Origin of the sequence: Burkholderia sp. Ac-20344, assembly GCF_017104975.1 — a bacterium.
Taxonomy (GTDB): Bacteria; Pseudomonadota; Gammaproteobacteria; order Burkholderiales; family Burkholderiaceae; genus Burkholderia.
Window position 1 is genome coordinate 36,265 of the sequence record NZ_JAAGPP010000039.1, and the last position, 22,556, is coordinate 58,820.

A 22,556-nucleotide genomic window follows, 5' to 3' on the forward strand; every position below is an offset into this window, starting at 1 on the left:
TTCCGGGATAAGGTCGTGTCGCAGTGCGATTGTTTCGCATTCCTTCCGACCTTTCCCGGACTGTCTCTTCATCTAATTATTGCGGCGAATCGTCGCCAGCTTACTGCGCGCCTTCCGTCCACGCATTCACGCGATCGGCGTGCGCGGCGATCCATGCATCGGCGGCCGCTTCCGGCTTCGAGCCGTTCTGAATCGCGAGCATCACGCTGTCGATTTCACCCGGCTTCCACTGGAATTTCTTCAGGAACGCGACGACCGGCTTCGCCTTGGTCTCGAGCCCCGGATTCACGACGCTGTCGACATGCTCGGCACCGCCGAACACCTTCTTCGGATCCTCGAGGAAGCGCAGCTTCCACTTCGCGAACATCCAGTGCGGCGCCCAGCCCGTCACGATCACCGGCTTGTTCGCACCGACGGAGCGCGACAGCTCGGCCGTCATCGCGCCGCCCGAACTCGGCATCAGCGTGTAGTTCAGGCCATAGCTCTTGATCGCTTCGTCGGTTTTGCGCATCACGCCCGCGCCCGCGTCGATGCCGACGATCCGGCCGCCAAAGCCGCTTTTCTCGGCATTCAGATCGTCGATGCTCTTCGCCTTCACGTAGTCGGGAACGATCAGGCCGATCTTCGCGTCGGGGAAGTTCGCGCCGAGATCGACGACCTTCGTCTTGTATTCGCCCCAGTAGGAGCCGTGCGTGACCGGCAGCCACGCGGACAGCGTCGCGTCGAGATCGCCGCGCGCCACGCCCTGCCACATGATCCCTGCGGCGACCGGCACGAGCTGGACCTGGTAACCGAGCTTCTTCTCGATCACGCGGGCCGCGACGTTCGACGTCGCTACGCTGTCGTCCCAGCCTTCGACGTAACCGATCTTCAACGTGGGCTTCGTATCGGCAAGCGCCGATGCGCTCAGCGCCACCATTGCCGACAGTGCGCCGGTCCACAACAATTTTCCGAACAGCTTCATGGTCGATCTCCTTGATATGCGCACCGTGCGCGTTGCCTCTCTAGGTTCTTCAACCACAAATCCGCGGTATCGTTGTTTTCCGACGGATGCTTGTCCGGACGCGACGCGCCCGGACAGCCGATGGCATGTTTCGACTACTTGTCGATCACGAGATCCGACAGCGGCTTGCTGCAGCACAGCAGCACCATCCCCTGATCGATCTCGCGCTGGCGGATACCGCCGTTGTGCTTCATTTCGACCTGCCCCGACACGAGCTTCACCTTGCAGGTGCCGCACATGCCCTGCGTGCACGATGCCGGCAACCGCACGCCCGACTGGCGCGCAGCATCCAGCACGTGCTGCTCCGAGCCGCACGCAATCTCGCGATTGCTCTTCGCAAAGCTGACCGTGTACTGCTTCGTGTCGGTGTCGCCACCCTCGGCCGGCGGTGCGAGTTCGGCGAGCACCTCGTCGCTCGCGGTCTGCGCAAGCGTCTCGAACGAGAAGCTCTCCTCGTGATACTGCTTGCGATCGAAGCCGGCTTCGTCGAGCAGGTCGCGCACGGCCTTCATGTACGGCGCGGGGCCGCACGTGAAGATCTCGCGCTCCATGAAATCCGGTGCGATCAGCTTCAGCAGCGGCAGCGTCAGGAAGCCCGTGACACCCGGCCAGTTGGTGCGTGCACCGACGCGCTCGACGACGAACGACGTGCGGAAGTTCGTGTGGTTCGACGCGATCAGGTCGAGCTCGCGCGCGAAGATGATGTCGTCCGGCGTGCGCGCGCTGTGCACGAACAGGATGTCGCGATCCTCGGCGAGATCATGGTGCGCGCGGCTCATCGACATCAGCGGCGTGACGCCCGAGCCCGCCGACAGGAACAGGTACTTGCGCGCCGGATGCCGCGCGCACGTGAATTCGCCGGCCGGGCCGAGCACGCGCACCGGTGCGCCCGGCTGCAGGTTGTCGTGCAGCCAGTTCGACACCTTGCCGCCCGGCACGCGCTTCACCGTGATCGACACCGTGTGCGGCCGCGCCGGCGACGACGAGATCGTGTAGCAGCGGTTGATCGTTTCGCCGTCGATGTCGAGCTCGAGCGTGAGGAACTGCCCGGGCTCGAACGAGAACGAGCGGCCTTGCGGCGAACGGAAGAAGAAACTCTTCACGTCGTGCGTTTCCTGCCGCACGTGGCAGCACACCAGCGTTTCCTCGACGTCGCTCGTCCAGCGCTCGGGAAGGGCGTTCCAGAACGCCGGGCGCGTCACCCGGCTGTCCGTCGACTCGAAGTTGGCCGCATCTCGCATCATGTCAGACTCCGCTTATTCGCCGGTTTTTTCGGCGAGCCGGCCGATGTACCAGGCCGAGAATTTTTCGACGAGACCTTCCGTGAACGGCGAATACGGGCCCGGCTCGTACGCGCTGCTGGTCGCGCCACGCTGCGAGAATTCGACGAGCGCGCGATCCTGGTCGTTGGTCGCGTTCCACACGGCCGTCAGGTTCTTCACGTCGTAGTCGATGCCTTCCTTCGCGTCCTTGTGCACGAGCCACTTCGTGCGCACGAGCGTCTTGCCGGCCGACAGCGGGATCACCGAGAACGTCACGATGTGATCGCTCATGAAGTGGTGCCACGAGTTCGGCTGCGTCCAGAACGACAGCCCGCCGAGGTCGGCCTTGTCGAAGCCGCCGAGCAGCTTCTTCGACGCGACCTTCGCATCGAGCGTCTGCGATTCGCCGTGGCGATCGAGCGGCAGGCGCTGCGTGCGGAAACCCGTCACGTCGAGCAGCTTCTCGATCTCGGCGGACGGCAGGCCAATCTCGGCCCACTCCTTCCCGCGCCGCACGCAGGTTTCCGCGAACGCGTCCATGCCTTCGGCGTTGGCGTCGGAGCGCTGGTAGCCGAAGCCGTATTCGTACAGCGAGATGGTCAGCTCCGGATGGTTCGCGACGCAGTGATAGCACTCGCGGTTGTTCTCCATCGTGAGCTTCCAGTTGCCTTCCTCGATGATGTCGATCTGTGCGGCGATCTTCGTGTTCGGCAGATCGTGCGGCAGCAGGTACGGCTCCATCTCGGCGCGCAGCTGCGCGAAGTCGGCGGGCGGCTCGTCGGCGAGGCAGATGAAGATCAGGCCCGCGAGGTTCTCGACGTGCACCGACTTCAGGCTGTGCTTGCAGCGGTCGAACTTCTCGCCCATGTGCTCGGCGAACATCAGCTGGCCCGTCAGGTTGTAGGTCCAGCTGTGGTACGGGCACACGATGTTGCCGACCGAGCCCTTGTCTTCGTTGCACAGGCGCGCGCCGCGGTGACGGCACACGTTGTGGAACGCGCGGATCGCCATGTCGTCGTCACGCACGATCAGGATCGAATCGCTCCCCAGTTCCACGGTCACGTAGTCGCCCGGCTCGGGAATGTCCGGCTCGATCGCCACCTGGATCCAGTGCTGGCGGAAAATCGCCTCCATGTCGAGCGCGAAGATGTCCTCGCTCGTGTAGAACGGTGCCTCGAGGCTGTGGCCTTCCTTGCGCCGCTCGATCAGTGCACGAATGTCTGCCGATACTTTCATCGTTTGCTCCGGATTCCTTGCATCCCTGGGTTCTTGCCGACAGGCATCAAAATCAGTAGTCGATGAGCTGATGCTCGCGCAAATACGCGAGGATCACTTGTGCTTTTTCGACCGAACTCCCTTCATTTACGACGTTGCCGCCGCGGCTTTCGGTCGTCGTCGCGGACAGCATCCGGGCATGCCCGGAGCGCTTCTCGGCGGCGACCAGCTTTACGGGTTTACGCTCGACCGGACCGACCGTCCACGCGGCCGCGTCGGCATCTGCGCCGGGCGCCGCGAGCGCGGGCCGGATCGCGCCGGCGCGCAGCCTCGCATACGCGTAGCGCGGCTCGGCATTGGCGAGCGGATGGACGGCGATGACGGCCGGCAGCGCCGCGTCGACACGCCGCCGCAGCCCTTTCGGCAAAAATTGCCGGACGGCCGCACGGCCGCCGTCGACCGTCACGTCGACGGCCGAGCCGACCAGCGGATAGCCGAGCGCCGCGGCGATGCGATACGGCAGCATGCCGGTGTCGTACGCGCCCTCGGCGCGCGTGCCGGTCAGCACGAGGTCGTAGCCTTCGACGCGCGCGGCGAGCGCATGCACGGCATCGTCGCCGTCGCGGCAGGCCAGCACCTCGACCTCCCGTGCGCCGAGCGCGAGATAGTCGGCAAGCGCCGCATTCGCGGGGTCGCCCGCATGGATCACGTCGAGCTTCGCGCGATGCCGCTCCGCGAGCTGGCGGCCGGTTTCGAGCGCGGCCGCGTCGTTGCGGCTATAGCGCGCGATGCCGCTCACCGGATGGCGGCCGACGGACACGAGCACCGCGATGCGTTGCAAGGGGCGGGGGGCGTTCATGCGGCAACTCCTTCCGGTTCACGATTGCCGACCGCGGTCGGCGACTCGCCACGCGCGGCGCGCGCGGCCTGCACCTGTTCGATCAGCGCGGCAATCGTGCCCTGCGCGTCGCCCACCACCGTCAGGTTCGCGCGCTTCGCGATCGGCGCGCTGCCGTCGAGGTTCACCGCGATCACGTGGCGGCAGTCCTTGATCCCCTGCAGGTGCTGCACCGCGCCCGAGATGCCGAACGCGATGTACACGCTCGCCTCGACCGTCTTGCCGGTTGCGCCGACCTGCTTGTCGCGCGTGAAGTGGCCGTTGTCGACCGCGACGCGGCTCGCGCCGATCGCCGCGCCGAACACGCCGGCCAGCCGCTCGAACGCGCCGATGTCGGACACGCCGTTGCCGGCCGACACGATGAAATCGGCTTCTTCGAGCGCGACCTGGGCCGCGTCGATTTCGTCGAGACCGAGATCGCGGTACGGCTGCACGGCGTCATGCGCCGGGCGGATGAAATCGGTGGCAAGACGCTCGCCTGCGCCGACGAACGGCAGCTTCGCGTCGACCGCGTTCTGTGCGAGCAGGATCACGTCGGGCAGCGCACGGGTGGCAAACGCGCGCCCGGCCTGCGCATACGCGCCGACATGCTTCGCGTCGATCTCGACGACGTGGGTCGCGACGCTCGCGCCGGCGGCCGCCGCGTAACGCCGGCCGAGATCGCCGTCGCCCGTCGCGTTGTCGGGCACGAACACGTGTTTCGGCGCGAGTGCCGCAGCGCATGCCTGCAGCGCTTGCAATTCGCTTTCAGGGTCGAACGCACGGCGATCGAAGCCGGCGAGTTCAAGCAGCTTGTCGACGCCCAGTTCGGCCACGTCGTCCTTCAGCTCGCCGAACGCGAGCAGCGCGACTTCGGTCTGCGCGTCGGCGAGCAAGGCAGCGGCGGCAATTGCCTGCCGCGAATGATCGTCGAGTGCGCCGCGTTCACTGTGCGCGACCACCAGCATCACGTGCTTCGGGTCCTGCACCGCGCGCCGCGGCTTCGCGGCCGCTGCGCCATGACCGTGCGCGGCCCCGTGCGCGGCGTTCGCATCGGCGCTGCCTTCCTCGCCGAGCGTGATGCGCTTCAGGCCCGCGGCCGTGATGATGAACGGCCGGCGCGGATCGATTCGTTTGATCGTGTTCATCGATTCACTCCAGCGAGGCGGCAACGAGTTCGGCGACGTCGAGCACGTCGGGGCGCGGGCCCACGACGCCTTCGAGCATGGCCGTGCAGTTCGGGCACGCAACCGCGACCACGTCCGCGCCGATCGTGCGTGCATCGGCGATGCGGATGTCGGGAATGCGCTGCTTGCCCGGGATGTCGGTCAGCGGCGCACCGCCGCCACCGCCGCAGCAGCGGCCGCGCATGCCGTTGCGCTCCATCTCGACGACCTGGATGCCGATCGTCTTCAGCAGCTTGCGCGGCGCTTCCGTCTCGCCGTTGTAGCGGCCGAGGTAGCACGGGTCGTGATACGTGGTGCGCTTCTCCTGCAGCGCCTCGACGGCCTTCGGCACGATCTTGCCGCTGTCGGCCAGTTCGGCGAGGTAGGTCGTATGGTGCTTGACCGTCACGCGCAGCCCGAGCGCACGGTATTCGTTGCGCAGACTGTGCATCACGTGCGGGTCGGCCGTCACGATCTGCTTGTACGACAGCGTGCCGAGCGTGCCGATCAGGCGCTTCGCCATCTGCTGGAACGTTGCTTCGTCGCCGAGCCGGCGTGCGACGTCGCCCGTATCGGTTTCGGTCGAGCCGAGCACCGCATAGTCGACGCCCGCCTTGTTCAGCACCTTGACGAACGCGCGCAGCGTGCGCTGGTAGCGCATGTCGAACGCACCTTCACCCGCGACGAACAGCACGTCGACCGGCTTGCCCGGCTGCGCGACGGGCGCGCTCAGGTCGACCGACCAGTCGTAGCGCGCGGCGGTATCGTAGCCGCCCATCGTGCCCGTCTCGCGCAGGTTCGCGAGCACTTCCTGGCCCTTGCCCGGCACCGTGCCATGCACGAGCGTGCGGTTGCGGCGCATGTCGACGATCGCATCGACGTGCTCGATCAGCATCGGGCATTCCTGCACGCAGGCGCGGCAGGTCGTGCACGACCACAGCGTCTGCTCTTCGATCAGGCCCGACACGATCGGGCCGTTCGGCTCGCCGCGATGCTGGCCGACCGCGAGGCCCGGCGACGGGCTGCCCGCGTACGCTGCATCGGTGCCGCCCGCCATCCCGACGACGAGATCCTGGATCAGCTTCTTCGGGTTCAGCGGCTGGCCCGACGCGAACGCGGGGCACGCGGCTTCGCACTTGCCGCACTGCACGCACGCATCGAAGCTCAACAGCTGGTTCCAGCGGAATTCGACCGGCTTCTCGACGCCGTACTCCTGATGCTCGATGTCCGGCAGCTTCAGCGCGGTCGGCGGCGTGGCCGTGCCGTTGCCCGTGAACGATTCGCGCGAGGCTGCGAAGCGCTCCTGGCGCGGGTGGAATGCCAGGTGCAGCAGGCCGGCGATCGCATGCTTCATCGGGCCGCCCTTCGCGGCGCCAACCGTCATCGTGAATGCACCGACGCCGATCAGCAGCGCGCAGAGCACCGCGAATGCACCCGACATCGCACCGGTCGGTACCAGCATGAACAGCACGAGGCCGAGCGCGAACGAGCCGAGCAGCCAGGGCAGCGTATTCCACGGGCCGCGCGACAGGCGGGCCGGCACGTCCTTGGCCGCGCGGCGGCGCCACACGAACACCGCGCCGACCAGCATCGCGAGCGCCGACAGGAAGATCAGCTTGTCGAGCCACGGCGAGTAGATCGCGAGGCCGTAGTTGACGAACACCAGCGCGAGTGCGCCGATCGCGCCGCCTGCCGTCGCGACGTGCGTCTTCGCGATGTACGGATCGCGGGCGACCACGTGGTGCAGGTCGACGAAGTAGCGCTTCGGGATCGCGAACAGGTTCGCGACGCCGAACGCGCCGGGCGCGGTGGCCCGGCCCAGACGCCAGTAGGACGAGCGCTTCGCGACCGCGAACGCGAGCCCCGCCACCGACAGCCACAACAGGGCGGTAATGAGGAAGGACGGGTTCATCGTTTAGAAATCCTTCACGAGACGCAGCGAGTCGTAGATCGCCCCGTGGACGTTGTGCATCGAGATGCAGTCGCCGACACGGAACAGCAGGAAACGGCCGTTGCCGAGTTCTTCCGACAGGCACGGCTGCGGCTCGGCCGCGAACAGCGTGTGCGGATCGATCTGGCCGCGGTTCACCGATTCCGGCTTGAGCTTCCAGTACAGCTCGTCGTTCGGCGACGAACCGTTCTCGATCACCACCTGGTCGACGGCGCGCTCTTCCAGTTCTTCCGTGTACTCGTTGCGCAGCACGGCGATCATCTTGCCGTCCTCTTCATAGACGCGATCGAGCATCGTGTTCGGCGTCGGGATCACGCCGAATGCATACAGGCGGCGATAGAAGATCGGGAACGTCGTGCCGCCGCAATCGTCGGCCACCTTCACGTCCGGCGTGACGACCTCGACCTTCGAGCCGCGGCTCGCCATGAAGTCGGCCACGCCGGCGCCCGCATGCGTGCTCACGCCGTCGAACAGCAGCACGTTCTGCTTCGGCTCGACCTTGCCGGTCAGGATGTCCCACGAGCTGACGGCGAGCCCTTCGGCCACGCCCCAGGCTGGCACCTGCCACGTGAAGCTCGACCCGCCCGTCGCGAGCACGACGATGTCCGGCTTCTCGGCCATGATCATCTTCTCGTCGGCGGCCACGCCGAGACGGCGGTCGACGCCCAGGCGCTTCGTTTCCATGTCGAACCAGCGGATGATCCCCGACATCTGTTCGCGCTGCGGCGCCTTCGCGGCGATCATCACCTGCCCGCCCACTTCGGCGTTCTTCTCGAACAGCACGACGTCGTGGCCACGCAGCTTCGCGACACGCGCCGCCTCGAGGCCCGCCGGGCCCGCGCCGACCACCACGACCTTGCGCTTCGGGCCGCGCGACTTCTCGATGATGTGCGGCATCGTCGATTCGCGCGACGTCGCCGCGTTCTGGATGCACAGCACGTCGAGGCCGTTGTACTGGCGGTCGATGCAGTAGTTCGCGCCGACGCACTGCTTGATTTCGTCCTCGCGGCCGTCGCGGATCTTGATCACCATGTGCGGATCGGCGATCTGCGCGCGCGTCATGCCGACCAGGTCGATCATGCCGGTCGCGAGCAGACGCTCGGCCTGGCCCGCATCGCGGATGCTCTGCGCGTGCATCACCGGAATCTTCACCACCGACTTGATGCCGGCCGCGAGGTGCACGAACGGCTCCGGCGGCAGCGCCATCGGCGGCATGCAGTTGGCGATCGTGTTGTGCGTATCGCCGCCCGAGCCGACCACGCTCAGGTAGTCGATCAGGCCCGTCTCCGACATCGCCTGCGCGATTTCCTTCAGCGCTTCGTGATCGAGACCGTCCTCGTGGAATTCGTCGCCGCACATCCGCAGGCCGACGCAGAAGTCCTTGCCCACCGCTTCACGCACGGCCGTCAGCACCTCGATGCCGAAGCGCAGGCGGTTCTCGAGGCTGCCGCCCCATTCGTCGGTGCGATGATTCGAGCGCTTGCTCCAGAACTGGTCGATCAGGTGCTGGTGGGCGGCCGAGATTTCGATGCCGTCCATGCCGGCGGCCTTCACGCGCTTCGCGGCGGCCGCGAAATCGCCGATGATGCGGCGGATTTCCTCGATCTCGATGATTTTCGCGTTGCCGCGGTGCACGGGCTCGCGCACCCCCGACGGCGACATCAGGTGCGGCCAGTGCTCGCCGTGGAACGACGAGCGGCGGCCCATGTGCGTCGCCTGGATCATGATCTTCGCGCCGTGCTTGTGCATCGTGTCGGCGAGGCGCGTGAGCGGATCGATGATCTTGTCGGTCGACAGGTTCACCGATTTCCACCAGCCCTGCGGGCTGTCGATCGACACGGGGCTCGAGCCGCCGCAGATCGCGAGGCCCACGCCGCCCTTCGCCTTTTCTTCGTAGTAGCGGATATAGCGGTCGCCCGGCAGGCCGCCCGGCTCGGCATACACCTCCGCGTGCGCGGTGCTGACGATCCGGTTGCGCAGCGTCAGCTGGTTCAGCTGCATGGGTTTGAACAGGTGGGGATAACGCATCGCAGGCGACCTCTGGCGTTCGAATGTCTCGTGTTGCGGGTGTTGTGTGTTGCTGTGCCGTTACGTCAGCGCATCAGTGCGCGATCGGCGACACTTCGAAGACGCAGTGGTCGTGATGCTCGGCCGCACACTGCACTTCCTTCGACTGCGCACGCGGTGCGCCCTTGCCTTCCGGCGTCGTGTCGTTGACCCAGTCCATCGCGCCGGCGAACCAGCCCGCGAACATGTAACAGAGCTTGCCTTCCTTGCCCGGCTGCTGGAGCACGAACGACGAGTGGCGCAGCTCGATCTTCGCGCGCGCGCTGGCCGGATCGGCCTCGATGATCGAGAACAGCCCCCAGCCGCGCTGCGACAGGCGCTTCAGGTAGTGCTCGAACACGGCCATGCCGGTCAGACCGTGCAGCTTCGCTTCCTTGTCGCACCAGTGGTAGGCGGACTTGTAACCGGCCTTGTAGAGGATCTCGGCATACGCTTCGACGCCGAGCGCTTCCTCGACAGCGACGTGGTTGTTCGTGAAGAAGTGGCGCGGCACGTACAGCATCGGCAGCGCGTCGGTGGTCCAGACGCCGGTATCGGGATCGACGTTGATCGGCAGTTGCGGTTGCATCGTGGTGACTCCGTGAGGAAATTGGCCGCGCGGCTCAGTGCGCAGGCGCGACATCGTCCGCGTGCCTGCGCGGCTTGCGCAGGCACGTCCCGATTTTTTTTGTTGAATCGCTAACGGTGAAGCGGTAAAGCGGTCTGGCGTTCGCGGCGCTTACGCGCCCCACACGTCCTTGAACACGCGCACCCAGTTCTCGCCCATGATCTTGCGGATACGCGACTCCTTCCAGCCGTGGCGTTCCATCGCGGCCGTCAGGTTCGGGAATTCGCCGATCGTACGGATACCGTCCGGGTTGATGATCTTGCCGAAGTTCGTCAGCTGGCGATAGCGGCCCTTGTCATGCGTCAGCATGTCGAAGAACTCCTTCGCGTAATCCTGCGTGAAATCCGTGCCGATGCCGACCGCGTCTTCGCCGATCAGGTTCACGACGTAGTCGATCGCCTCGATGTAGTCGTCGATGTTCGCTTCGATCCCGCGCTTCAGGAACGGCGCGAACATCGTCACGCCGACGAAGCCGCCCGCATCGGCGATCTCCTTCAGCTGTTCGTCGCTCTTGTTGCGCGGATGCTCCTTCAGGCCCGACGGCAGGCAGTGCGAATAGCACACCGGCTTCTTCGAGAACGCGATCGCTTCCGACGACGTGTTGCCGCCGACGTGCGACAGGTCGACCATGATGCCGACGCGGTTCATCTCGGTGATCACTTCGCGGCCGAAGTCCGACAGCCCGCCATCACGCTCGTAGCAGCCGGTGCCGACCAGGTTCTGCGTGTTGTAGCAGAGCTGCACGACGCGCACGCCCATGTCGGCGAACGCCTCGATGTAGCCGATGTTGTCCTCGAACGCATGCGCGTTCTGGAAACCGAGGATCACGCCGGTCTTGCCTTCCTTCTTCGCGCGGAAGATGTCTTCCGTCGTGCGCACCAGCGTCAGCAGCTCGCTGTTGTCGCGGATCTTCTTCTTCATCACGCCGATGTTGTCGACGGTCTTGGTGAAGTTCTCCCACACCGACACCGTGCAGTTCGCGGCGGTGATGCCACCCTTGCGCATGTCTTCGAACACCGGCTTCTCGAACTTCGAGATGTTCAGCCCGTCGATGATGATGCTGTCTTGATGCAGCGTGCTCATGTGTTGCTCCAGTATTGTCGGGTCGGTCGGATCAGTAGATCGGGAAGCGTTCGCACAACGCGAAGATCTCGCGGCGCACGCGCTGTTCGGTCGCGTGGTCGCCTTCCGGGTTCGCGCGCAGCGCATCGAACACTTCCAGGATCAGGCGGCCCACTTCGCGGAATTCCGCGACGCCGAAGCCGCGCGTCGTGCCGGCCGGCGTGCCGAGGCGGATGCCCGACGTGACGGTCGGCTTCTCGGTGTCGAACGGAATGCCGTTCTTGTTGCAGGTGATGCCCGCACGCTCCAGCGCCTGCTCGACCGGCGCACCCTTCAGGCCCTTCGGGCGCAGGTCGACCAGCAGCAGGTGGTTGTCGGTGCCGCCCGTGACGAGATCGACGCCGCCCGCCTTCAGCACTTCGCCGAGCGCCTGCGCGTTCGCGAGCACGTTGTCGATGTAGGTCTTGAAGTCCGCATGCAGCACTTCGCCGAACGCGACGGCCTTGCCGGCGATCACGTGCATCAGCGGGCCGCCCTGCAGGCCGGGGAACACGGCCGAGTTGATCTTCTTCGCGATCTCCTCGTCGTTGGTCAGCACGAAGCCGCCGCGCGGGCCGCGCAGCGTCTTGTGGGTGGTCGACGTGACGACGTGCGCATGCTCGACCGGGTTCGCGTGGCGGCCCGCGGCGATCACGCCGGCGATGTGCGCCATGTCGACCATCAGCTTCGCGCCGACGCTGTCGGCGATTGCGCGGAAGCGTGCGAAGTCGAGCGCACGCGGGTATGCCGAGAAGCCGGCGATGATCAGGTTCGGCTTGTGCTCGTGCGCGAGTGCTTCGACCTGGTCGTAGTCGATCCGCATCGTGTCGCGGTTCACGCCGTACTGGACCGCGTTGAACCACTTGCCCGACAGCGCCGGCTTCGCGCCGTGCGTCAGGTGGCCGCCGGCGTCCAGCGACATGCCGAGCACCGTGTCGCCCGGCTTCGCCAGCGCGAGCATCACCGAGCCGTTCGCCTGCGCGCCCGAGTGCGGCTGCACGTTCGCATAGCCGGCGTTGAAGATCTTCTTCACGCGCTCGATCGCCAGCGCCTCGACTTCGTCCGCGAACTCGCAGCCGCCGTAGTAGCGCTTGCCGGGATAGCCTTCCGCGTACTTGTTGGTCAGCACCGAGCCTTGCGCCTCGAGCACGGCACGCGACACGATGTTTTCCGACGCGATCAGCTCGACCTGCGACTGCTGACGCTCGAGTTCCTTCAGGATGGCGCTGCGCACCGGCGCGTCGCGCTCGGCGAGGGGCTGCGAGAAGAAAGGCTGGGTGTTCGACATAGTGCGTCCGTGACGAAGAATAAGGGGCTGAAACCGAAGCTCAAGGCCCGCCCTGCCTGGGTTTCCCGCTCGTCCAGTACAAGGCTGCCGACGGCTCTATTCTTGTCGTTCGGATTTTCGGCGGATTGATGAATTTAGACGCGTTCTTTGCCTTTTCCGCCATCCGCGTCCGTTTTATACAAGTGACCGGTCGTGCTTTTTCGGATGACCAAGCAAACCGCCTCCGGCAGTTCACCTATGAACTGGCACGCCAGCGGTGCGATTGCCGCCCGGCCGGGGTGCACCGCGTCCCGGATTCGGTGCAGTGCAGCATGCGACTTCCGGCCAGACGACGTATGGATCTAGGGTTTAGCCGTATGGCACGCTTGTTGCGCTGACTCACACAATATCGTTGCCCGATCCGTGCCCCGGGCACAAAAGCTATTAGAGATTCAAGGAACGCTCCCCATGTCGCCCGACCGCACAGCGTCGCTGTCCCACTTCGCGTTCATGCCGTTACCGAACTTCACGATGATCGCGTTCACCAATGCGATCGAGGTGCTTCGGATGGCGAACTACCTGAGCGGCCAGCCGCTCTACCGCTGGTCGGTCATCAGCCCGGAGGGCGGCCCGGTTACCGCGAGCAACGGCCTGACGGTCGACACCGGCCCGGCCGAATGCGTGGGGCAGCCCGACATCGTGTTCGTGTGCGGCGGCGTCGACGTGCAACGCGCGACCACGGCCGCCCATCTGTCGACACTGCGCCGCTTCGCGCGCATGGGGCTACCGCTCGGCAGCCTGTGCACGGGCACCTATGCGCTCGCGAAGTCGGGGCTGCTCGCGGGCTATGCGTGCGCGATCCATTGGGAGAACATGTCGGCGCTGAAGGAGGAGTTTCCGGACACGCGCTTCCTGAAGGAACTGTTCGTGATCGACCGCGACCGCATCACGTGCACGGGCGGCGTCGCGCCGCTCGACATGATGCTGAACCTGATCGCCGCGCGCGTGGGCACCCCGCGCGTCACGCAGATCGCCGAGCAGTTCATCGTCGAACACGTACGCGACACGAGCGCGCAGCAACGCATGCCGCTCGTCGCGCGCCTCGGCTCCGCAAACAAGTCGCTGTTCGAAGTGATCTCGCTGATGGAGAACAACATCGAGGAGCCGCTGTCGCGCGAGGAGCTCGCGCGGCTCGCGAACATGTCGCAGCGGCAACTGCAGCGCCTGTTCCGCGAACACCTCGGGATGACGCCGACGCACTACTACCTGACGCTGCGGCTGCGCCGCGCGCGCGAACTGCTGCTGCAGACCGACATGTCGATCATGCACATCACGATGGCGTGCGGCTTCCAGTCGGCGTGCCATTTCAGCAAGAGCTATCGCGATGCGTTCGGCGTCGCGCCGACCCGCGAGCGCCGCAAGCAGGTCGCGCCGCTTGCGCAGGGTGCGTCGAGCGCCAGCCCCGTCTTTCCGGCGCATGTGCTGCATGCGTGAGCGGCGCAGCGATCGACGCATGAAAAAAAAGCGACCTCGACGGTCGCTTTTTCTTTGCGCTTACGATCCCCACACCTGCATTTCGTCGAGCGAGTAGCCCCACTGCGTCGCGCGCTTCGTGCCATACATCCGCACATAGCGGCCATGCACGTTCAGGTTCGGCAGCGTCACGTGGCCATACGACACGCCGTTGTTCGTCGAGTAGATCGTCGTCCAGTTCGCGTTGTCGTTCGACGTCTGGATCTGGTAGACGAGCGCGCCCGCATCCCAGTAGAGATCGATGCTGCTGATGCTCTTCGTCGCACCGAGATCCACGGAGATCCATTGCGGATCGACGCCCGTGCCTTCCGGTGAATCCCAGCGCGTGCTCGTGGTGTTGCCGTCGAACGCCTTGTCGGGCGTGAGCGATGCGTTGTAGCTCGCCGACGCGGCAGCCGGGTGGCCCTGCGACAGCAGGGTCGGCTGCGCGGCGGCCGGGCCGCCGTAGTAGCTCGCCCCGAGCTTGGCCTTCGTCGTGTCGGCGTTCACGCCGAACTGCGACAGGCTCCAGCGCTGGCCGGTCGTCACGTCGCCGACGTAGAGCTGATAGCCGCCCGCCGTCGTCGACGAGAAGAACACGTAGTTCGTGCCGCTCACCGGCGCCGGATCCGAGTTGTTGCTCACGCAGTCGTTGATCGGCAACGCGTTCGGCGTCGACGCCGGGTCCGCCGTCTTCGTATAGATCTGGTCGGCCTGGCCGCTGTCCTTCCAGCGCGCATAGAACACCATGCCGTCCCCACGCACGATCGGGTAGTACGTCTGCAGCCCGGCCGGGGCATCGAACGTGGCGATCGCGCCGGTCGCGAGCGTGCGCTTCATCAGCCCCATGTTCGCGCCGGTGCCGGTCGCGTAGTACACGGCGCTCGCATCCGGCGCAAGGAACGGCATCGAATATTCGGCGCCGGATGGCGCGTTCGTCAGGCTCATGACCGACGTGAACACCGGCCCCGCGCTCGTGTACGACAGCGTGGCCTGCTTGACGTCGCCGTTCTGCTTGAACACGAGCGTCTTGCCGTCCGCGCTGAACTTCGGATCCTCGTTGCGCGTGGCGCCCGTGCTGTTGGTCAGGTTGACGGGCGGCGTGCCGGCGCCGAGCTGCAGCATGAACACGTTCCATGCGCCGTTGCGGATGCCCATGAATGCAAGCCACTTGCCGTCGGGACTGAACACGCCGTTCATCGGGTCGGTGATGCCCCACGTGCTCTTGCTCAGTTGCGTCAGCGTATGGGCCGAGAAGTCGTAGAGGAACAGCTGGCTCGTGCCGTCGCCGTACTTGACGTAGCTGTGATAGACGAGCTTGCCGGTCAGTGCGGCGGGAAACGTCGCGTTCGGCTGGGCGGCGGGATTGCTGATGCAGGCGGCCTGTGCCGCGCCGCCGGACACGCCGAGGGCGAGGCCGGCCATCAGGCCCGCAATAAGGGTCTTCGATTTCACGCTGAATGATTCCGGGTAAGGTAAGGAGGACGCCGCAGACAAGGTCCCGCACGGGATGCGCGGGCGCTACGGACACCGCGGGGTGGCGTGGACTCCGTATCGATCGGACATCGGGAACAAAGCGTGCGCTAGGATGCCCGCTTGTCAGACGAAAGAAAAGGATCAGAGGCCACCCAAAACATACGAATCAGCGTCGACGGGATTGCGCGCGACGGGTGCCGTGCTACTCTTTTTTCAGCGAGGCTTCGAGCGGCCGGGGGGCAGCATGAAGCGATATGCGGCGCTGGCACAGACGATCGCCGAGGCCATCCGGCGCGGCGACCTGGCGGCCGGTACGCGCATCCCCACCGTACGCGCCGCCTGTCGCGCGTATGGCGTGAGCCCGTCCACCGTGTTTCGCGCGTACTACGCGCTCGAAAGCGAGGGTCTGATCGTCGCGCGCGCCCGGTCCGGATATTTCGTTGCGAACCTCGAAGACAGGCACGTGCGGTTCGGCCACGAACCGCCCCGTAAACCGGCTACCGCGCCAGTCGACAACGACGATGCGCTGTTCCGCCTGCTCGACTCCCTCAAATGCGAGAGCATCGTTCCGCTCGGCTCGGCCTTCGCCAGCTACTCGCTATTCCCGATGAGCAGCCTGTGGCGCGCAATGGCGTCGGCGGCCCGCAACATGGATCGCACGGCCCTGCTGTCCGGCGCGCCGCCCGGCCACGACGGGCTGCGCCGCCAGATCGCGCTGCGCTACCTGAAGGCAGGCGCGGCGTTGCCGATGGAGGAGATCGTCATCACGACCGGCGCGCTCGAAGCGCTGACGCTCAGCCTGCAGGCGCTGACCCGCCCGGGCGATATCGTCGCGATCGAGCGACCCGCGTTCCATGCAGCCCTGGAGGCCGTACAGCGCCTGCACCTGAAGGCCGTCGAGATTCCGGTCGACCCGCGCACCGGCCTCGACCTCGACGCGCTCGAGCAAGCGCTCGACACGCATCCGGTGCGTGCCTGCTGGTTCATGACCTCGTTCCACAACCCGACCGGCGCGACGCTGACCGACGAGCGCAAGCGCGCGCTGGTCGACCTGCTCGCGGCACGCAACGTGCCGCTGATCGAGGACGATGTGTATGGCGAGCTGCATTTCGGGACGGCACCCACGCGCCCCGCCAAACTGTATGACGACAGCGGGCTCGTCCTGCATTGCGGTTCGTTCTCGAAATGCCTCGCGCCCGGATTCCGGATCGGCTGGGTCGCGGCCGGACGCTACGTGCGGCAGATCCGTCAGGCAAAAGGCGCGAGCGCGCCGGCGGCCGACGTGCCCGCGCAGATGGCGATCTCGAGCTACCTGCGCGACGGTGCATACGACCGCTTCCTGCGCAAGCTGCGCCGCAATCTCGCCGCGCACCAGGCGCAGATGCTGGCGGCCGTGCACGCGTATTTTCCGGCCGGCACCGAAGTGTTCGCGCCGCGCGGCGGGTATTTCCTGTGGATCGAACTGCCGCCGCGCGTGGACGCGATGCACCTGTTCGACGACGCGATGGAAAGCGGCGTCAGCATCGCGCCGGGGCCGATCTTTTCCGCGACCGGCGGATTTCGCCGCTATCTTCGGCTCAATTACGGCCGGCCGTGGACGCCCGCCGTCGAGCATGCGATGGAGACCATCGGAACACTCGCGGCCCGGCAGCGACCGAACGGCTAGTGCGGATCCGACGAATCGCGGCGGGCTGCTTGTGCCTTGCGTTTCACTAGCGGGCGACCAAGAATGAAGCGGTAGGCCACCACGGACGAACGTGTTCCGCGCACCCGACGTCACGGAGAATCCCATGAGCACCGCATGCGAACGACGATCGACGACGCACGCTCCGCCGGATTCCGGCACGGGCCGATCGCCTGCCTTGCAGGAAAGGATCGTGACGACCGGCGAACGTTCGCCCCGTTGACGCCGCCCGCCCGCTTCGTGCGATGCGAGTCCTGCCCAACCACACAATCCGCGCGCGCGATGGCTGGCGCGCGCTCCTGAACGCGCGAGTCGAAGCGCGGCGCACCGCCTGCTGCCGCTGCAGGGAATGCGGCTTCGTGGCGTTCCGCGCGCTCGAGCACTGCCCCGTCTGCGGCCAGTGGAACGGGCCGTTCGATCCGATTCGCGGTGCATCGGACGACACGCATGCCAAGCATGCGGCGCACTCCTTTCACACGTGGTCGTCTCGCGTCGCGCGGGCGCTTCGCAATGCGGCGTTCCGGCGGCCGCGCGCGTCGAGCGCGCCGATCCTGAGCATGCTGACGCTCGTGCTGCTGGTCGGCGGCTACGTGACGGTCGACCGGACGTGCAAGGTCGATCCCGTTTGTCGCGGTTCGACTGATTCGGTCGCAACGGCGCCCAATGCCGGCCCGTACGCGTCGAACGATCCCGTGCTGCCGGTCTTGCCGGCACCCGTCTATCCGTTTCATTCGACTGACGGAACGCGGGTGACGCCCGCCCGACCGAGCAACCCGGATGCTGGCGAATCCGCCGGACGGACGGTGATTGCACAAGCCGCGCCGCCGATACGCGCGCCCGACCGGCTACACGCCGGCACGGTTCGCGTGACGGACGGGAAAGGCAACCACGCTTCCGGGCATCGCGCTCACGCAGCCCGCCGCGTGCGCCTGCACACCGCGCATACACGACGCACCACCACTGGCAATACGCAAATCGCGCAGCTCTATCGCGGCCACTGAGCGCGCATACCCTGCTCCGCGCCCCACGGCAAAAACGGCCGGTCGCGTGATTTCCATCCGTGCGCGTCAACGACGGCCGACCGTGGACGCCCGCGGTCGAACACGCGATGCAGACCATCGGTGCACTGGCCTCGCGGCAACGGCACACGCACCGGCCCGCACGCACCGGCCCGGGCATGGACGATGCCACCCGAACGCGTGCCGATCAGGCGCGGCACGCGCCTTGCGTTCTGGCCGGTGCGCGACAAAGAATGAAATCGGAAGGCGGCGTGACGAAGTGACGAAGTGAACAGCGGGCGGCCGGCACGGCCGCGTGGCGGTTTCAGCGGAGGAATTCCATGAGCACCGAGAGCGCACTCCAGGCGACGATCCAGGCACTCGTTCAGGATGGCAAAGGCTTGCTGGCGGCCGACGAAAGCGGGCCGACCATCGCGAAGCGCTTCAAGACGATCGGGGTCGAATCGACCGAAGAAAACCGCCGCGCATGGCGCACCCTGTTGCTGTCGACGCCGGGCCTCGGTGAATTCGTCAGCGGCGTGATCCTGTATGAAGAGACGCTCGGGCAATGTGCGAACGACGGCACGCCGTTGCCCGAACTCGCCGCTCGCCAGCAGATCGTGCCCGGCATCAAGGTCGACGCGGGCAAGATTCCGCTCGCGCTCGCGCCCGGCGACGAAATCACGCAAGGGCTCGATGGGCTGGCGGAGCGCCTCGACGGCTACCAGCGGCAAGGCGCACGGTTCGCGAAATGGCGCGCGGTGTACAACGTGTCCGCCACGCTGCCGGGCCATGCGGCGATCAAGGCCAACGCCGAAGCGCTGGCGCGCTATGCGGCGATCTGCCAGGAGGCCGGTGTCGTGCCGATCGTCGAGCCGGAAGTACTGATGGACGGCGATCATTCGATCGGCCGCTGCGCGCAAGTGACCGACGCCGTGCTGCACGCCGTGTTCGACGCGCTGCACCGGCACCGGGTCGTGCTGGCGCACATGTTGCTCAAACCGAGCATGGTCGTCGCGGGCAGCACGCACACCGCACAGCCGGCCCCCGCCGAAGTCGCAGAGGCGACGGTGCGCCTGTTGCGCAGCACCGTGCCGGCCGAAGTGCCCGGCATCTTCTTCCTGTCCGGCGGACAGACGCCCGAGGAAGCGACGGCGCATCTCGACGCGATGAATCGCCTTGCCGGGCGGCCGTGGCTGCTGAGCTTTTCATATGGACGCGCGCTGCAGGAGCCGCCGCTGGCCGCGTGGAAGGGACAGGCGGCCAACGTACGCGCCGCGCAGGAGGCGCTGCTGCTGCGCGCACGCCTGAACGGTGCGGCCTGCCGCGGTCAGTACGACGCCGCGATGGAGCGCACCGCGTGAACGGAGCCGGACGAATGCCGCCCGGTCGATCGTTCACGCGTGAGCTTCTCGCCCGGCTCGATCGCGGGCACTGAGCGCACGCTTCCCGAACGCACGAAGGGCCGAGGCGCTTGAACGCCCCGGCCCCTTCGATTACCGCGTGGTGGTCGGTCGCGTTACGCCGCCAGCAGCCCGTGCGGGTCGATGACGAATTTGCGCGGCGCGCCGCCGTCGAACTTCTTGTAGCCTTCCGGCGCCTGGTCGAGCGAAATCACTTCGACGTTGACGATCTTCGCGATCGGCAGCCGGTCGAACAGGATCGCCTGCATCAGGTTGCGGTTGTACTTCAGCACCGGTGTCTGGCCCGTGAAGAACGAGTGCGACTTCGCCCAGCCGAGGCCGAAGCGGATGCTCAGGCTGCCGTGCTGGGCGGCCTTGTCCTTCGCGCCCGGATCGTCCGTCACGTACAGGCCCGGGATGCCGATCGCACCGGCCGGCCGCGTGATTTCCATCAGCGAGTTCAGCACCGTCGCAGGCGCTTCTTCCGAGTGGCCCGACGAACCGTGGCCGTGCGCCTCGAAGCCGACGCAGTCGACCGCGCAGTCGATCTCGGGCACGCCGAGAATCTGTTCGATCTGCTCGCCGAGCGATGCATCCTTCGACAGGTCGACCGTCTCGAACCCCATCGCCCGCGCATGCGCGAGACGTTCCGCGTTCATGTCGCCGACGATCGTCACGGCCGCGCCGAGCAGGCGCGCCGATGCGGCCGCCGCCATCCCGACCGGGCCCGCACCCGCGATATAGACCGTCGAACCCGGCTTCACGCCCGCGCTCACCGCACCGTGATAACCGGTCGGCAGAATGTCGGACAGGCAGGTCAGATCGCGGATCTTCGCCATGGCCTGGTCGCGGTCGGGGAATTTCAGCAGGTTGAAATCCGCGTACGGCACGAGCACGTACTCGGCCTGGCCGCCGATCCAGCCGCCCATGTCGACGTAACCGTAGGCGCCGCCGGCACGCGACGGGTTCACGTTCAGGCACACGCCCGTATGCGTGTCCTTGCACATCGCGCAGCGGCCGCAGGCGACGTTGAACGGCACCGACACGAGATCGCCGAGCTTCAGCGTCTCGACGTCGCGGCCGATCTCGACCACCTCGCCCGTAATCTCGTGACCGAGCACGAGGCCGACCGGCGCGGTCGTGCGGCCACGCACCATGTGCTGGTCGGAACCGCAGATGTTCGTGCTGACCACTTTCAGGATCACGCCGTGGCCGATCGCACGGCCGCTCGGATCGACCATCTTCGGATAATCGATTTTCTGGACTTCGACCTGGCCCGGCCCAAGATAGACGACACCTCGATTGCTGCTCATCGTATTGTCTCCATGTCTCGTTGGATGACGCCGCGGTACGCCGGCTCATGCGGCGCACGCGCAACGTGCTGTTCGAGAGTAGTCCGGGAGGCAGGGGCGCCGATGTCTCAAACGCGACACGCGTTTGAACGGCGCCGACATCGATGGCGGAAAGGCGAAAGTCGGGCGGGAAACGACGGGAAGGTTGCGCGCGTGGCGGGACGCGCCGGGGCGGGCCGATCCTGGCGACCGGCCTCCCTTCCCGTGGGCAGGCGCTACCCGCCCTGATTTTCCCGGATGATCGCGGCGGCGGCGCGTTCTGCGTCGCTCGCGACGCCGTCGTGCACGCGCGTGCTGACGGCCGGTGTCGGCGGCTCGCTGTCGAGCGCGTGCCCGTTGCGGTCGTGCGTGTCGACCGTCGCGCGCATCGACAGCCCCACGCGCAGCGGATGCGCGGCGAGATCGCGCGGCTCGAGCGCGATCACGACCGGCACACGCTGCACGACCTTGATCCAGTTGCCGGCCGCGTTCTGCGACGGCAGCATCGAGAACGCGCTGCCCGTGCCCGCCGAGAAGCCCTGCACCCGGCCGCGATAGGTCACGCGCGAGCCGTACAGATCCGACACGACCTCGACCGGCTGCCCGATGCGCATGTGGCGGATCTGCCCTTCCTTGAAATTCGCCTCGATCCACAACTGATTGAGCTGCACGATCGACATCAGCGGCACGCCGGGCCCGACCTGCTGGCCGACCTGCACTGAACGCTGCCCGATCGTGCCATCGACGGGTGCGACGATCGTCGTGCGCTTCAGGTTCCGGAACGCGAGCTTGAACTGCGCGGCCGCCTGCATGACGGCCGGGCTTTCGTCGACGGGCAGCTTGCTGCCGAGCGCGCGTGCCGCGTCGAGCTGCGCCTGCGCGGCCGCGAGATTCGCCTGCGCACCGGCCACCGCCGCACGCGCGCGAGCGAGCTCCTCCGGCGCGACGATTTCGACCGACGCACCCGAGCGTGCGGCGAACGCGCGCTGCGCGAGCGACAGGTCGGCACGCCGCGCGTTCACGGCCTCGACGTACATCGTGGTCGAGATCTTCGCATTCGCGACCTGCCGCACGGCCTGCGCGAGCTGCGCCTTCGCCTGCGCGAACGCGACGGACGCCTCGGTGTCGTCGAGCTTCACGAGCGTCTGGCCGGCACGCACGGCCTGCGTATCGGCGACCACGACGTCGGTCACCGAGCCGGGGATCTGCGCGGCGACCTGGACGATGCTGCCGGCGACGTACGCGTCGTCCGTGTCTTCGTAATAGCGATCGCTCAGCAGCCAATATGCGATCCAACCGAGCGCGGCCACCAGCACGACCGCGAAGAACACGATGAAACGCTTGCGGCGCGTCGCGCGGCGCGCATCGAGTGCCGGGTCGTTCAGCGCGGCCGGCGGCGCGGCGGTATGAAGGTTGTCGTGGTGCATCAGTCGCTTTGCGTAACGATCAGACGATCGTGCTGGAACAGGGGGATCGGCGGCATGACCGACGGGCTCGGCGCCGGATTCGCCGCTGCCGTGCGCGCGAGAGCGGGGGTGCCGCGAGGCGTCGCGCCGAAGGCCGGCGTGCGGGCCGCATCGTCGCGTCGTACGGCCCCCGCTTTCGATGCCGCGACGACCGGCGGCACGGCCTCGCT

17 protein-coding genes and 1 pseudogene are annotated in these 22,556 nt (G+C 66.7%); 4 read left to right on the forward strand and 14 right to left on the reverse strand.

Annotated elements, in window-relative coordinates; genetic code table 11:
- Positions 1–100 precede the first annotated feature (100 nt).
- The 10 genes from G3N64_RS14935 to G3N64_RS14980 all read right to left on the reverse strand — a co-directional run bounded on the left by G3N64_RS14935 (position 101) and on the right by G3N64_RS14980 (position 12,537).
- Positions 101–964 (reverse strand): glycine betaine ABC transporter substrate-binding protein, encoded by an 864-nt coding sequence (locus G3N64_RS14935; RefSeq protein WP_205784649.1) that lies wholly within the window; start codon positions 962–964, stop codon positions 101–103.
- Positions 965–1,098: 134 nt separating this feature from the next.
- Complete coding sequence (locus G3N64_RS14940; protein ID WP_205784650.1) at positions 1,099–2,247, reverse strand: hybrid-cluster NAD(P)-dependent oxidoreductase; 1,149 nt, start codon at positions 2,245–2,247, stop codon at positions 1,099–1,101.
- A 12-nt stretch (positions 2,248–2,259) separates the two neighbouring features.
- Complete coding sequence (locus tag G3N64_RS14945; protein ID WP_205784651.1) at positions 2,260–3,501, reverse strand: aromatic ring-hydroxylating dioxygenase subunit alpha; 1,242 nt, start codon at positions 3,499–3,501, stop codon at positions 2,260–2,262.
- Between the two features lie 52 nt (positions 3,502–3,553).
- Positions 3,554–4,339 carry an electron transfer flavoprotein subunit beta/FixA family protein gene (locus G3N64_RS14950; protein WP_205784652.1) on the reverse strand — a complete coding sequence of 262 codons (786 nt, stop codon included), beginning with the start codon at positions 4,337–4,339 and terminating at the stop codon, positions 3,554–3,556.
- Entirely contained in the window at positions 4,336–5,505 is a 1,170-nt protein-coding gene (locus G3N64_RS14955; RefSeq protein ID WP_205784653.1) for an electron transfer flavoprotein subunit alpha/FixB family protein, read from the reverse strand. Before G3N64_RS14955 ends, G3N64_RS14950 begins: the two co-directional genes overlap by 4 nt.
- 4 nt (positions 5,506–5,509) lie before the next feature.
- Positions 5,510–7,435, reverse strand: coding sequence for a (Fe-S)-binding protein (locus tag G3N64_RS14960; protein ID WP_205784654.1), 1,926 nt, complete (start codon positions 7,433–7,435; stop codon positions 5,510–5,512).
- A gap of 3 nt (positions 7,436–7,438) precedes the next feature.
- A complete protein-coding gene (locus tag G3N64_RS14965) occupies positions 7,439–9,502 on the reverse strand; it encodes an NADH:flavin oxidoreductase (RefSeq protein ID WP_205784655.1) in 2,064 nt (687 codons plus the stop codon).
- A 73-nt stretch (positions 9,503–9,575) separates the two neighbouring features.
- On the reverse strand, positions 9,576–10,109 hold the full coding sequence (locus G3N64_RS14970) for a DUF5943 domain-containing protein (RefSeq protein WP_006488993.1): 534 nt from the start codon (positions 10,107–10,109) through the stop codon (positions 9,576–9,578).
- 150 nt (positions 10,110–10,259) lie between these two features.
- Positions 10,260–11,231, reverse strand: a complete 972-nt coding sequence (locus tag G3N64_RS14975) for a dipeptidase (protein WP_137909749.1) — start codon at positions 11,229–11,231, stop codon at positions 10,260–10,262.
- A 31-nt stretch (positions 11,232–11,262) separates the two neighbouring features.
- Positions 11,263–12,537, reverse strand: a complete 1,275-nt coding sequence (locus tag G3N64_RS14980; RefSeq protein WP_085038768.1) for a serine hydroxymethyltransferase — start codon at positions 12,535–12,537, stop codon at positions 11,263–11,265.
- A gap of 447 nt (positions 12,538–12,984) precedes the next feature.
- Here G3N64_RS14980 and G3N64_RS14985 point away from each other — a divergent pair, with 447 nt between their 5' ends.
- A complete protein-coding gene (locus tag G3N64_RS14985) occupies positions 12,985–14,010 on the forward strand; it encodes a GlxA family transcriptional regulator (RefSeq protein ID WP_205784656.1) in 1,026 nt (341 codons plus the stop codon).
- 60 nt (positions 14,011–14,070) lie between these two features.
- On the opposite strand, the gene G3N64_RS14990 is transcribed toward G3N64_RS14985, so the two are convergent.
- Entirely contained in the window at positions 14,071–15,483 is a 1,413-nt protein-coding gene (locus tag G3N64_RS14990; RefSeq protein ID WP_205784657.1) for a discoidin domain-containing protein, read from the reverse strand.
- 265 nt (positions 15,484–15,748) lie between these two features.
- Between G3N64_RS14990 and G3N64_RS14995 the strand changes: the two genes are divergently transcribed.
- The 3 genes from G3N64_RS14995 to G3N64_RS15005 all read left to right on the forward strand — a co-directional run bounded on the left by G3N64_RS14995 (position 15,749) and on the right by G3N64_RS15005 (position 19,550).
- A complete protein-coding gene (locus G3N64_RS14995) occupies positions 15,749–17,170 on the forward strand; it encodes a PLP-dependent aminotransferase family protein (RefSeq protein ID WP_205784658.1) in 1,422 nt (473 codons plus the stop codon).
- 575 nt (positions 17,171–17,745) lie between these two features.
- Positions 17,746–18,189: a helicase gene (locus tag G3N64_RS40405; protein ID WP_346778818.1), complete on the forward strand. Its 444-nt coding sequence runs from the start codon at positions 17,746–17,748 to the stop codon at positions 18,187–18,189.
- A 338-nt stretch (positions 18,190–18,527) separates the two neighbouring features.
- Positions 18,528–19,550 carry a class I fructose-bisphosphate aldolase gene (locus G3N64_RS15005; RefSeq protein ID WP_205784660.1) on the forward strand — a complete coding sequence of 341 codons (1,023 nt, stop codon included), beginning with the start codon at positions 18,528–18,530 and terminating at the stop codon, positions 19,548–19,550.
- Positions 19,551–19,705: 155 nt separating this feature from the next.
- Here the strand turns inward: G3N64_RS15005 and fdhA are convergent, their stop codons facing one another.
- From fdhA to G3N64_RS15020, 3 genes and pseudogenes are all read right to left on the reverse strand, one after another.
- Complete coding sequence (gene fdhA / locus G3N64_RS15010) at positions 19,706–20,902, reverse strand: formaldehyde dehydrogenase, glutathione-independent (RefSeq protein WP_039369545.1); 1,197 nt, start codon at positions 20,900–20,902, stop codon at positions 19,706–19,708.
- 254 nt (positions 20,903–21,156) lie between these two features.
- Positions 21,157–22,347: an efflux RND transporter periplasmic adaptor subunit gene (locus G3N64_RS15015; protein WP_205784661.1), complete on the reverse strand. Its 1,191-nt coding sequence runs from the start codon at positions 22,345–22,347 to the stop codon at positions 21,157–21,159.
- Positions 22,347–22,556, reverse strand: a pseudogene (locus G3N64_RS15020) (RND transporter); the annotation flags it as partial. The gene G3N64_RS15015 and the pseudogene G3N64_RS15020, both read right to left, overlap by 1 nt.

Excerpts from the sequence above, each read along its gene's own strand:
- G3N64_RS14935 (WP_205784649.1), bottom strand. The coding sequence starts at position 964 with ATGAAGCTGTTCGGAAAATTGTTGTGGACCGGCGCACTGTCGGCAATG.
- G3N64_RS14940 (WP_205784650.1), bottom strand. The coding sequence starts at position 2,247 with ATGATGCGAGATGCGGCCAACTTCGAGTCGACGGACAGCCGGGTGACG.
- G3N64_RS14945 (WP_205784651.1), bottom strand. The coding sequence starts at position 3,501 with ATGAAAGTATCGGCAGACATTCGTGCACTGATCGAGCGGCGCAAGGAA.
- G3N64_RS14950 (WP_205784652.1), bottom strand. The coding sequence starts at position 4,339 with ATGAACGCCCCCCGCCCCTTGCAACGCATCGCGGTGCTCGTGTCCGTC.
- G3N64_RS14955 (WP_205784653.1), bottom strand. The coding sequence starts at position 5,505 with ATGAACACGATCAAACGAATCGATCCGCGCCGGCCGTTCATCATCACG.
- G3N64_RS14960 (WP_205784654.1), bottom strand. The coding sequence starts at position 7,435 with ATGAACCCGTCCTTCCTCATTACCGCCCTGTTGTGGCTGTCGGTGGCG.
- G3N64_RS14965 (WP_205784655.1), bottom strand. The coding sequence starts at position 9,502 with ATGCGTTATCCCCACCTGTTCAAACCCATGCAGCTGAACCAGCTGACG.
- G3N64_RS14970 (WP_006488993.1), bottom strand. The coding sequence starts at position 10,109 with ATGCAACCGCAACTGCCGATCAACGTCGATCCCGATACCGGCGTCTGG.
- G3N64_RS14975 (WP_137909749.1), bottom strand. The coding sequence starts at position 11,231 with ATGAGCACGCTGCATCAAGACAGCATCATCATCGACGGGCTGAACATC.
- G3N64_RS14980 (WP_085038768.1), bottom strand. The coding sequence starts at position 12,537 with ATGTCGAACACCCAGCCTTTCTTCTCGCAGCCCCTCGCCGAGCGCGAC.
- G3N64_RS14985 (WP_205784656.1), top strand. The coding sequence starts at position 12,985 with ATGTCGCCCGACCGCACAGCGTCGCTGTCCCACTTCGCGTTCATGCCG.
- G3N64_RS14995 (WP_205784658.1), top strand. The coding sequence starts at position 15,749 with ATGAAGCGATATGCGGCGCTGGCACAGACGATCGCCGAGGCCATCCGG.
- G3N64_RS40405 (WP_346778818.1), top strand. The coding sequence starts at position 17,746 with ATGCTGACGCTCGTGCTGCTGGTCGGCGGCTACGTGACGGTCGACCGG.
- G3N64_RS15005 (WP_205784660.1), top strand. The coding sequence starts at position 18,528 with ATGAGCACCGAGAGCGCACTCCAGGCGACGATCCAGGCACTCGTTCAG.
- fdhA (WP_039369545.1), bottom strand. The coding sequence starts at position 20,902 with ATGAGCAGCAATCGAGGTGTCGTCTATCTTGGGCCGGGCCAGGTCGAA.
- G3N64_RS15015 (WP_205784661.1), bottom strand. The coding sequence starts at position 22,347 with ATGCACCACGACAACCTTCATACCGCCGCGCCGCCGGCCGCGCTGAAC.